The organism is uncultured Porphyromonas sp., assembly GCF_934359325.1.
In the GTDB taxonomy this organism is placed as follows: domain Bacteria; phylum Bacteroidota; class Bacteroidia; order Bacteroidales; family Porphyromonadaceae; genus Porphyromonas_A.
On sequence record NZ_CAKRLH010000043.1, the window covers coordinates 1 to 11,330 of the forward strand.

The 11,330-nt window shown below is 54.5% G+C and carries 6 protein-coding genes; 1 reads left to right on the top strand and 5 read right to left on the bottom strand.

The features are described from left to right. The first annotated feature begins 661 nt into the window (after positions 1-661). Positions 662-1,666 carry a malate dehydrogenase gene (locus Q0F21_RS02935; RefSeq protein WP_297237248.1) on the top strand — a complete coding sequence of 335 codons (1,005 nt, stop codon included), beginning with the start codon at positions 662-664 and terminating at the stop codon, positions 1,664-1,666. Between the two features lie 150 nt (positions 1,667-1,816). On the opposite strand, the gene Q0F21_RS02940 is transcribed toward Q0F21_RS02935, so the two are convergent. The 5 genes from Q0F21_RS02940 to galE form a co-directional block, all read right to left on the bottom strand. Then, positions 1,817-3,928 (bottom strand): RagB/SusD family nutrient uptake outer membrane protein, encoded by a 2,112-nt coding sequence (locus Q0F21_RS02940; RefSeq protein ID WP_297237251.1) that lies wholly within the window; start codon positions 3,926-3,928, stop codon positions 1,817-1,819. A gap of 15 nt (positions 3,929-3,943) precedes the next feature. After that, positions 3,944-7,189, bottom strand: coding sequence for a TonB-dependent receptor (locus Q0F21_RS02945; RefSeq protein WP_297237253.1), 3,246 nt, complete (start codon positions 7,187-7,189; stop codon positions 3,944-3,946). A 322-nt stretch (positions 7,190-7,511) separates the two neighbouring features. Next, positions 7,512-8,621: an A/G-specific adenine glycosylase gene (mutY, locus tag Q0F21_RS02950; protein WP_297237256.1), complete on the bottom strand. Its 1,110-nt coding sequence runs from the start codon at positions 8,619-8,621 to the stop codon at positions 7,512-7,514. 6 nt (positions 8,622-8,627) lie between these two features. After that, the gene (locus Q0F21_RS02955) at positions 8,628-9,566 is read right to left on the bottom strand and encodes a ribose-phosphate pyrophosphokinase (protein ID WP_297130619.1); all 939 of its coding nucleotides are present in this window, start codon (positions 9,564-9,566) and stop codon (positions 8,628-8,630) included. 43 nt (positions 9,567-9,609) lie between these two features. After that, positions 9,610-10,644 (bottom strand): UDP-glucose 4-epimerase GalE, encoded by a 1,035-nt coding sequence (galE, locus tag Q0F21_RS02960; RefSeq protein WP_297237258.1) that lies wholly within the window; start codon positions 10,642-10,644, stop codon positions 9,610-9,612. Positions 10,645-11,330 lie beyond the last annotated feature (686 nt).

The window sequence follows — 11,330 nt, forward strand, 5'->3', positions numbered from 1 at the left end:
GTAGCCGCCGATGATTTTGTCCGAAATCTTCATCTCTTTCTTCTTCTCTTGGTCACACAAAGGTAGCGAAATGGCGCATGGCAAGCGGTCAGAGAGGTTATCGTATAGGGCTGACGCATTTGAGACTCGTCCATCAGCCGTGTAACCGCATCCGCAAGGATGCTCGCTCCATAGGCATCGGTCGAGCCACTAAGTGGCGAAGATCGATGTATGAGAGTTTGTTTCGTGTCCCAACCCCTTGCGGGTCGTCGTCACATCGGAGAGCGATAAGAGCCCCCCCATCCGCTTGCCTAAGCATCAGCCCTGCACTCCCAAACTAAACCCGGTATTAGTGATCACTATTACCGGGTTTAGTGATCACTAATATCGGGTTTAGAATTCACCGAACTCTATCCATCTCGATACGATACTCCCCGGCGCCGGGGATCCGCCTCCCGCCGGCATAGGGGATGAATGCGGCATCCTACAGGGGCGGGTTGTCATAGGAGGGGGACCGGAGGGTAAGCCCCTGCGGGACCGGGCGGGCGAGGTAAAACTCAGATGCGTCAGCCCTGGTTATCGTAAAATACTTGGGCTGATATGAGGAAATATTTAAGTATTTGGTTAGATTTGCATACGTAACAGTAAGACAAGTCACACGTTTCACTTCAATAGATTATTTATGGATTTCGTAAGTAACGACAAGTTGGTTATCGTAGGAGCTGCCGGTATGATCGGCTCCAATATGGCGCAGATCGCTGCCATCATGCGTCTCACCCCAAACCTCTGTCTCTTCGACGTGTATGAGCCGGGTCTGGAGGGTGTCTACGAGGAGCTGCGTCACTGCGGTTTCGATGGGATGAATATCCACTACACCACAGACGTAAAGGAGGCCTTCACCGGTGCCAAGTACATCGTCAGCTCCGGCGGTGCTCCCCGCAAGGCAGGCATGACCCGCGAGGACCTGATCAGTGGCAATGGCGAGATCGCTAAGCAGCTGGGTGAGAACATCCGCAAGTACTGCCCCGACCTGGAGCATCTGACCATTATTTTCAACCCCGCCGATATTACTGGTATCATCGCTCTCCTCCACTCCGGGCTGAAGCCCTCACAGGTGACCACGCTTGCCGGTCTCGACAGCACCCGACTCCAGAGCGAGCTGGCTAAGCACTTCGGCGTCCTCCAGCACGAGGTGACCGGTGCCCGCACCTATGGTGGGCACGGTGAGCAGATGGCAGTCTTCGGCAGCAGCGTCAAGGTGGACGGCAAGCCTCTCTCCGAGCTTATCGGTACGGACAAGCTGACCGATGAGCAGTGGGCTGAGCTCCGCCAGCGTGTCGTCAAGGGCGGTGCCAATATTATCAAGCTCCGCGGTCGCTCCTCCTTCCAGAGCCCTGCACAGCTCTCCATCGAGATGATCGGTGCCGCCATGGGCGGTCCTGCCTTCCGCTGGCCGGTCGGCACCTATGTCGCCAACGATCGCTACGATCACGTAATGATGGCCTGGGAGACCGTCCTCGACCGTGACGGTGCTCACATCAAGCCGATCGAGCACGCCACCGAGGAGGAGATGAAGGAGCTTGATGCCTCCTACAAGCACCTCCAGGATCAGATCGACAATATCATCAAGATGGGTCTCATCCCCTCTGTCGATAAGTGGAGCGAGCTCAATCCCAACATCAAGTAAGTCGGGGATAGCTCCCAAATAAGCTAGAGAGTGCAGAGAGATGAGGCTTTAGCTTCTCTTCCTCTCTGCACTCTCTTTGTTTTGTGAAAGAGAGAGGGGCGTGCCGCTGAACGACACGCCCCTCTTCAGTTACAGGTGGTGGGCTTTAGATCAATTCTTCTCCTCTTGTGAAGAAGCAAACTCGCTCTCCCAGCCGGGGTTCTGAGTCATATGCTCCTTATTCATATTGATCTGATGGAGGGGAACCATCTCAAGATAGTAGGTGTCTTTCCACCCCTTACCTACAGAGAGAGGACCAGGTGTGGTGTAGATCCATCCTCGACCCTCGCTATTGGGCTTCGGAAGTGCGTAGCCTTGGCTCTGGATCTCGTCATAGTCCACAAACTGTCCCGTGTACGTACCCTTACCGTAAGGCAGATCCTTGGCTGTCACGAAGGCACCGCAGGGTTGCCTATTGACAAAATAGGGAGCCTTGTGCCAGCGCTTGATATCGTAGAAGCTGAAGCCCTGCCCCATTAGCTCTACCATACGCTCACGACGGATCTCCCAGAGGACAGGGTCAACCTCGTAATTGGTTTTCCCGTCGTAGCCACGTGTCCAAGCGGCGTCCCCCTTGTCGCGATTGGGGTCAAAGTCCGGACCAATCTCGGACAGTGTCATCGGAGCTACGCCGACACGGTCACGAAGAAGGTTGATGGTGCGGTCTGCGATCGCCTGATCAAAGCGACCAAGCTCCCACGCAGCCTCGGCACAGTTAAGCAGCACCTCCTCGATGGTGAAGATGGGCTTGTCGGAGGTCTGGTTGTAGTTATTGTCACCATTCTCCCACGCAGTGTAGTGCTTCCAGAAGAAGTATCCCGTCCAGCAGCGCATATAGTTGTCTGTCTGAGCAAACTGGGTGATATTCGGTGCCGAGTGTACCATCGCTCCACCCCAGTTATGTCCCGGAAGTCGCTTGGAGCCGAGGGAGACATCTCCATCTCCATCCTCACACTTGATATTGGGACCAAAGTAGTCGATGTAGGTGCGAAACTTCTTCTCGTACTCCGGTGTGATGACGAATGATCCACCATTTAGCTTCTCCCCAGCCTTCCAGAATGTCCACTTCTTAAATGTAGTCACGTTGTCAGGATCGGGATTCGTTCCAGTCACCTTTGCCTGTGCAGGTGGCTCGAAGTTGATCATCAGTCGAGGATCACGGTCTGCGTAGTAGTCCCAGAGATCTTTCCCTTCTCCGCCCTGAAATCCTGACGTAGCATTGGCGATCGGCTTTCCGTTCTTCATCAGGAAGAGATCCACCGTCTGCTGTGGTGCGTCGGCACGGTGTGCTTCTACATGGATCAGGTCACTGAAACGGTGCATAGTCATCCCATCGAGGTACTGCTTGTACATAATGATACCGTCAACACCTGCTAAGCTCTCTGTTGTCATCACCTCGTCGTAGCCTGCCCCGGGATACTTATTGACCCCGCTTCCCTTATGCAGAGAGGGATACTTTGCCATAAGCTCCTGTGAGAGGGTGAGACACTTCTCGAGATAGACCTTGTAATTGGGGTTCGTCCCATGGTACTTGCCCCAGGTTCCCTCTCTGAGGAGGAATCGGCTTAGTGCTGCCTTGATCGCATCTTGTGTCAGGGCATTGTCACCATCCTTTGCAGAGCTTCCTATGTGCTCGATGGCATACTCCATCCGCATAACGATGCTGTCAGCTACTTCGTTTCGTGGTGTGCGGGGGATGTATGCCTCCTCGGACTGGTCGCTGAGGACAGTATTGATCCATGGCACGTCTCCGTAGCGGGAGAGCATCTCCATATACCAGAAGGCGTGGAAGAAGTATCCCACCGATCTCCAGTGCTCTGCTTCTGCCGGCTTAAGGGACCCGTCAGAGAGGTGAGAGAGCATTACGTTGACCTTTCTGATGTAGTCAAAGGACCAGTTACCTGACGATGTGACGGGCTGGAAGGTCTGGAATGCATAGGGATTTTGGCTCGCCGGTCGGCAGGTCATAATCCCTGCATAGTAGTCACTATACCACTGACCGGCATTGTAGTAAGTGCCACTAAAGTTGGTCATAATACGACCATCTGTGAACATCCCGTACAGAGGATAGACGTATGAGCGATAGTTGTCGTAGGTGAGGAATGCGTTGGTCTCATTGGGCGAAGTCTTCGGAAGTCTCTCAAGGAAGCTGTCATTACAGCCCACCAAGGCGAGAGCCAAGGCAACTAATGATGCTGTGATTCTATTATTTATACTCTTCATAATTCTGCCCAAGTATTAAAGGGTGATATTAGCTCCAAAAGACCACGTACGGTAGAATGGATAAGCCCACTTCAGGTTCTCTGGGTCATATCCCTTCGGGAGAGAGGTGATCGTAGCAGGGTTCTCGACGCTGACGTAGAGACGCATCTGAGAGAGTTGGATCTTATTGATCCACTCCTTGGGTAGGGAGTAGGAGAGGGTGATGTTCTTGACACGCATATATGCTCCACTCTGGAGGTATCCCGTACTGGTCCGTGCGCTGGATCCGGAGTTCTGCATCTGTCCATAGATGCGGAAGAGTTTCGCATTCGGATTGGCAGCGACCATATAGTCGGGACTTGCAGGATCGTAGCTCTTGGCGCGCCAGTAGTCTGTCTGATTGCTGTACACAGGCCAGAAGACTCCGTCGCTACCGGCGGCAGCAAAGGGGAAGAGCGCAACTCCGGGGAGCCAGACATCTCTCTTACCTACTCCTTGGAGCATCACAGAGAGATCAAGACCCTTCCATCCGGCACCGAGGTTGACACCGTACTGGAAGCGATTGGTGCTATTCCCGATGATCTTCATATCTCCCGGGTCAGACAGGGTATTGGCACCGCCGTTGATGATCCCATTGCCGTCCAGGTCCTTAAACTTTGCATCTCCCGGCTTCACCGTCGCACCGTTAATGGATGCGATGCCATCCTTGAGCTGCCATACGTCCTGACGTGCCTTGTCGAGGTCAAAGTCGTCGATGGAGTAGAGTCCGTCTGAGACATAGCCCCAGATCTCGTTCATCTTACGACCTACGTAGTAGGCGTTGAGATTCCCGGAGAGGTTGTTGTACTTCGTGATCTCGGACATGTGATCATAGAGATTGACTCCCACTCGATAGGAGAAGTCTCCGACATAGTCCTGCCAGTTGATACCGATCTCCCATCCCTTCGTCTGCATATCGGCAATATTCTGTAGCGGAGCAGCTGCGCCGACGGTGGCAGGGATCTCTGCCCCTGGAGCCAGCATCCCTTCCGTGGTACGTAGATACCAGCTGAAGGCAACATTTAGTCGTCTATTGAAGGCGTCTAGATCAAATCCGACATCAAATGTATTGACCTTCTCCCACGTGTAGTTATTACGTACCAGTCCCGGTGCGCCGATGATAGTCACCTTCTTATTCTGATCCAGCCAGACATTACTCTCACCGATGCTCATACTGGGGACAAATCCGTAGGGAGCGATGTTCTGATTACCGATCGTACCGTAGGAAGCACGGATCTTAAAGTTGTCGAGCCAGTTCCTCGACCATTCCATAAAGGACTCCTCAGCGACACGCCATCCGGCGGAGATGGAGGGGAAGAAACCGAAGCGATTGACTTTAGGAAACTTCGAGCTCCCATCGTATCGAGCATTGACCGTCAGGAGGTAGCGATCTGCATAATTGTAGGTAAGACGTCCGAATGCACCTCGGATGGCGTACTCCGAGTAGTTGTCCGACAGTGTCTTTGTCCCGGTACCACCACCGAATGAGGGGACTGCCGGGAGGCTCTGTCCCTCTATCGTGGCATTGACTCCGCCCCACCAGTTGCTCTCTTGGTTGTATCCGAGCATCACTCCGATATGATGATTGTCTAGATCGAACTTGTAGTTAGAGAAGACATTCAATGCGTGATACTTCTCTATGCTTGTATTGATCCAGTAAGCATCGCGAGTTGGGTTTGTCGGTGCGGTCTTGACTGCCAGCTGCACGTCCGCATACTTGATGACATTGGAGTAGCCATTTGTCTTAGTATCAATGCGACTAAATGTGTACTCTACGTTGATGTCCCAGTTCTTCAGTGGCTTGATGATGACCTTTGACTGAATGCGAGGGATCGATACGTCGTTGATCTGCGTAGGACTGACGAGGTAGGTATTGCGTGGCGTGTCTATGATGAGATCCTCGTCCTGACCGATGATCTCCTTAGGCATATAGCCCTCCGGGTACCAGTTGATCAGTCGTACTGCAAAGGGGTCGCGTATTGATGTCGCAAGTGATGTGCGGGCCTTGCTCGTGTAGTGTACATTCACCTCTGTGGTCAGCCAGCTATTGATATCAGCAGCGACGAATGAGGAGAGAGTGAGGCGACGGAAGCTATCCTTGTCTGTCACCATCGGTCCATCATCGTGTGCATAGCCACCGGAGAGGCGGAATCTCAGCTTATCTGTCGCACCGGAGACAGAGACATTGTGATTGGATAGGACACCGGTCCCGAGCGCGTTACCAAGTACGTCACCCTCCTTGAGGTAGTAGACCTTGTCCCCATCACGGTAGATACCATTATCCTGGACGCCCTCCAGTGTGCCTGCGCGGTACTGTGCGAGATACTCCTTCCACTTAGTGATGTCTCCGTTGCCCGCCCAGTACTGCTTAGAAAATCCTGCCTCCTCATACGCTGCTATGTAGTCATCGAGTGAGGCCTGCACCGGTCTGGAGATAGAGCGCTCCCATCCTTGACTAAAGTTATAGGTCGCCTCAAAGCGCGTTCCGCTCTTCGGTCGCTTTGTGGTTACAAGGATCACACCACCGGCGGCTCGTGCACCATATATGGCTGCAGAGGAAGCGTCCTTAAGGACAGAGATAGACTCGATGTCGTTGGGGTTAAGAGCATTGATGTCTCCCTCTACGTTGTCGATAAGGACGAGAGGATTACCGCCATTGATCGAGAGATCTCCACGGATGTTGAAGTTCTTTGCTTGACCAGGACCGGAGGCACCGGAGACAAAGAGACCGGGGATTGCTCCCTGGAGGGCTGCTGAGGCACTAACGATAGGGCGATCACCCAGCACCTTGGACATCTCGACTTGTGAGACCGCACCGGTAAGATCTACCTTCTTCTGACTGCCAAATCCAACCACTACCAGCTCGTCTAAGAGCTCGGAGTCGTCGTGTAAGACAATCTTAAGAGATGACTGTCCATTGAGTGGGATCTCCTGCGTCTTCATCCCGACATAGGAGATGACAAGGGTGGCATCAGATGGGACCCCCTCAAGCGTGAAGTGCCCGTCGAGGTCTGTGCCTGTCCCTTTCCCCTTCACTTCCTTGACGCTTACGGTAGCTCCAATGATAGGCTCTCCTGACTGGTCGACTACCTGTCCGGAGACCGTAATCGTTACACTTTGCGTCACCTGCTTACCCAAGTTGCTTCCTTGGGCAGGGGTGATCGCGGCAGCACTCTTAACATGCGGGAGAGCCGCAATAGTCAGTGCAGCCACTGCCGCGGCGATAACATTGACTTTCTTCATAAAAACAAATGTTGTGGAGTGAGTAATGCTTTTCTCTCTCTGTCTATCTACCGCTGTGGATAGGCATAGTCATCTGCATCTAAAGCTAAGAGATGGTAAATGAACTGTACAAATATAAGGATATTTTTTATATGAGCGAGGATTGTCCTTTTTATTCTGCTTGGATCCTTATAGATATGTACTATATCAGATCTGGTGCTGCTTTTGTCGTTACCAGATAAAAAGAGCGGTCTGCCAGAGGACGACTTAATAAGAAGCGACCTAATAGCCCCCTCCTTAATATGCAGGGGGAGCTATAATAGAAGATTGTGGGGGTAGGGTGTTAGAGGAGGCGATTGCCTGCGGAGTAGTGGTCGAGGAAGTGGCGGAGGGGCTTTGGGAAAGCGATCGTGCCATGGTCAGAGAGGGGTATCTGCTCTGTCCCGTCGGGGTAGGTGGGGTTGGCGTCTCCCGACGTGCCGCAGACGTGCACCCTCAGGTGGAGGAGCCTGTGGCTGAGGCGGTGATCCGGTAGTGGCATCGTCTCCCTTATCTCCCAGCCACGTGTCGGGGTGGGTAGGGTGGTGGGCTCTCTGTCGGAGATCTCATTGGGTAGTTCGTAGAGACCCTTCCAGATCCCGCGCCGGCTGTCTCTCCGGCGGATCGCTATCTGTCCCCGGTGGAGGAGAAGGAAGTAGTCTATCCATCGCTCCTTCACTCTCGTCCTATGCGCCTTGACGGGAAGGAGGTCGATCAGCTCCGTCCCTCTCGACCGGCAGCTGTCACGGAGGGGGCAAGCGTCGCAGAGGGGAGACTTTGGTGTGCAGATCATAGCGCCCAGATCCATCATCGCCTGATTGTACCTGCCCGGTTGCTTTTCCTCAAGAAAAAGTGCTGCCATCGTACGGTAGTACCGCTGTCCCGGAGTGGTATCTATCGGCGTGTCGGAGGCGAGGTAGCGGCTCAGGACGCGGTAGACATTGCCGTCCACGACGGCGAGCGGGTAGTCGTAGGCGATGCTCATGATCGCTGCGGTGGTGTAGGGACCTACGCCCTTGAGCGCTGCCACTTCCCGCTCCTCTCGAGGGAAGGTCCCGCCATGCTCCTCCATGATCTGCCTGGCGGCGTGCTGCATATTGTGCGCTCTGGAGTAGTAGCCCAGCCCCTGCCAGAGGAGCATCAGCTCGTCCTCCGGTACCTCGGCGAGGCTCTTCACGTCCGGTAGTCGGTCGACGAACCGGAGGTAGTAGTCCCACCCCTGCACTGTCTGCGTCTGCTGGAGGATGATCTCAGAGACCCATATCCGATAGGGATCCCTCGTGCCACGCCACGGGAGCTCCCTACCGTGCTTATCGTACCAGCGTAGCAGCCCCTTACGGAAGGCACTGAGCTCAGCCGGAGTGATCGACTCCGTGGTGAGCTCAGTGCCTTTTTTTATGGAAAGGTCAGTCACCGCTGATCAGAGACCATAGAGGCTGCTGATCGACTCGTGTGTCTCGACGCGACGGATCGCCTCGGCGAACATCGGTGCAATGGAGAGAACCTTCACCTTGTCGCACTTCTTGGTGTAGGGGATAGAGTCAGTAACCACCAGCTCCTTGAGTGCGCTCTGCTCCACTCGCTCTGTTGCTGGATCACTCATCACGGCGTGCGAGCACATGGCACGTACCGAGCGAGCGCCGTGGTCCATCATCAGGTTGGCAGCCTTGGTGATGGTGCCGGCGGTATCGACGATGTCGTCCACGAGGAGCACGTCCTTATCCTCTACGTCACCAATGATGCGCATCTCAGCCACGACGTTGGCCTTGAGGCGTAGCTTGTGACAGATCACCATCGGCACGCCGAGGGCGTGAGCGTAGGTATTGGCGCGCTTCGTGCCGCCGACATCGGGGGTGGCGATGACAAGGTTCTTGAGATCAATATTCTTCCGGATATAGTCGAGGAAGATATTGGATGCGTAGAGGTGGTCTACGGGGACGTTGAAGAAGCCCTGGATCTGGTCCGCATGGAGGTCCATGGTGATCAGGCGAGAGATGCCTGCTGCCTGTAGGAGGTCGGCCACCAGCTTGGCACCGATGGAGACGCGTGGCTTATCCTTGCGATCCTGACGAGCCCAGCCGAAGTAGGGGATCACGGCGGCGATGTAGTGAGCACTGGCGCGCTTGGCGGCATCGACCATAAGGAGCAGCTCCATCAGGTTGTCGGCCGGGGCAAAGGTCGACTGCACGATGTAGGTGTCCTTGCCGCGGATCGACTCCTCGAAGCTGCCGGAGAACTCGCCGTCGGCGAAGCGCTCGTACTTAAACTTCCCGAGGTCACACCCCAGGCTGGAGCAGATCTGCTCAGCGAGGTTCATACTCTTTTGCCCGGAGAAAATCCCAAATTCGTTCTTGTCCATTGTACTGTTAGGGGTGGTATTATTTCTATTAGATAGTTTTCTATTACTTCTGATCCCGCTTGAGGACCTGCTCCTGCCACTTCCATGCACTGCGGAGGGAGTCCTCTATCGTGGACTGAGCCTGCCAGCCGAGGAGGTCGTTGGCCTTCTTGGGGTCGGCCCATACGGCGACTATATCGCCCTCTCGGCGAGGTCCGATCTTGTAGGGGACCTTAACGCCCGTTGCTCGCTCAAAGGCGGTGATCAGCTCCAGGACGCTCTCCCCCTTGCCTGTGCCGATATTGTAGTACTCGTAGCTCTCGCCGTCCTGGTGGAGCATCCTGTCGATCGCAGCAACATGTGCCTTGGCGAGATCCACGACGTGGATGTAGTCTCTGATGCAGGTGCCATCGGGGGTTGGGTAGTCGTCTCCGAAGACGGTCAGTTCCTTGCGGATGCCGGCAGCTGCCTGGGTGATGTAGGGGATAAGGTTGGCGGGGATGCCTCGAGGCTCCTCACCGATGTAGGCTGTGGGATGTGCACCGATGGGATTGAAGTACCTCAGGCTGATCGCCTTGAAGGACACGCCGGAGTGGATCGTGTCTCGGAGGATCTCCTCATTGATCTGCTTCGTATTGCCGTAGGGCGAGGTGGCGGGCATGAAGGGTGCCGACTCGTCCACGGGGAGCTTCTCCGGCTGACCGTACACCGTACAGGAGGAGGAGAAGACGATCCCTCTCGTCCCGTACTCCGTCATGAGCGTGAGCTGATTGATCAGGGAGACAATATTATTATGGTAGTAGAGCAGAGGCTTCTCGACCGACTCTCCCACTGCCTTACTGGCGGCGAAGTGGATCACTCCGGCGATGTGAGGATTCTCCTTATAGACTCGTCTCATCGCCTCGAGGTCGTTGCAGTCGGACTTGTAGAATTTCGGTCTCCGTCCGGTTATCCGCTCGATCCCGTCAAGGACCGACTCGTCAGAGTTGGAGAGGTTGTCGACGATGACCACCTCATAACCGGCTTCCTGTAGCTCGACGGTGGTGTGGGATCCGATGAATCCCGTCCCGCCAGTTACCAGTATTGTCTCTTCTGTCATAGGCTTGTTGCTTTGTGTATCTGCGCTAGTCACTACAAAGGTAGCCATTATTTCGATAGCAAAGTCGGCGTCACCCCACAAAAAGTTGTCCGACCCAGGGTTGACGCTTCTCGGAAATGGGTTTGATGCATGATCGAAGTCAGCTCGGATGGCTTCAGGATGGCGTTGGTCGGAAGCTGGGTAATCTTTTTTTGCCACTCTTTTTGTTTGTATGGATTAGCTTCAGGGGTGACGCATTTGAGACTCGTCCATTAGCAGCGAAACTGCATCCGCAAGGATGCCCGCTCTATAGACATCAGCCTCTCTGACGAGCATCAGATGGTTTACTGTATAGCTCAGATGCGTCAGCCCTGTGCCCCCCAAACTAAACCCGGTATTAGTCATCACTATTACCGGGTTTAGTGATCACTAATATCGGGTTTAGAATCCACCGAACTCTATCCAGCTCGATACGATACTCCTAGGCGCCGTGGATCCTTGCCGGAATCCGCCACCCGCCGGCATAGGGGATGAGTGTGGCATCGGACAGGGGCGGGGTGTCAGAGGAGGGGGATTGGCGCATAAGTCCATGTGGGAGCGGGCGGGCGAAGTAAAACTCAGATGCGTCAGCCCTAGGTTCAACTTCGAAGTGCAACACTAGAGGAAAAAGTTTGGCGAGAGTCCCCCGCCCCCATCCCCCCTTTGGG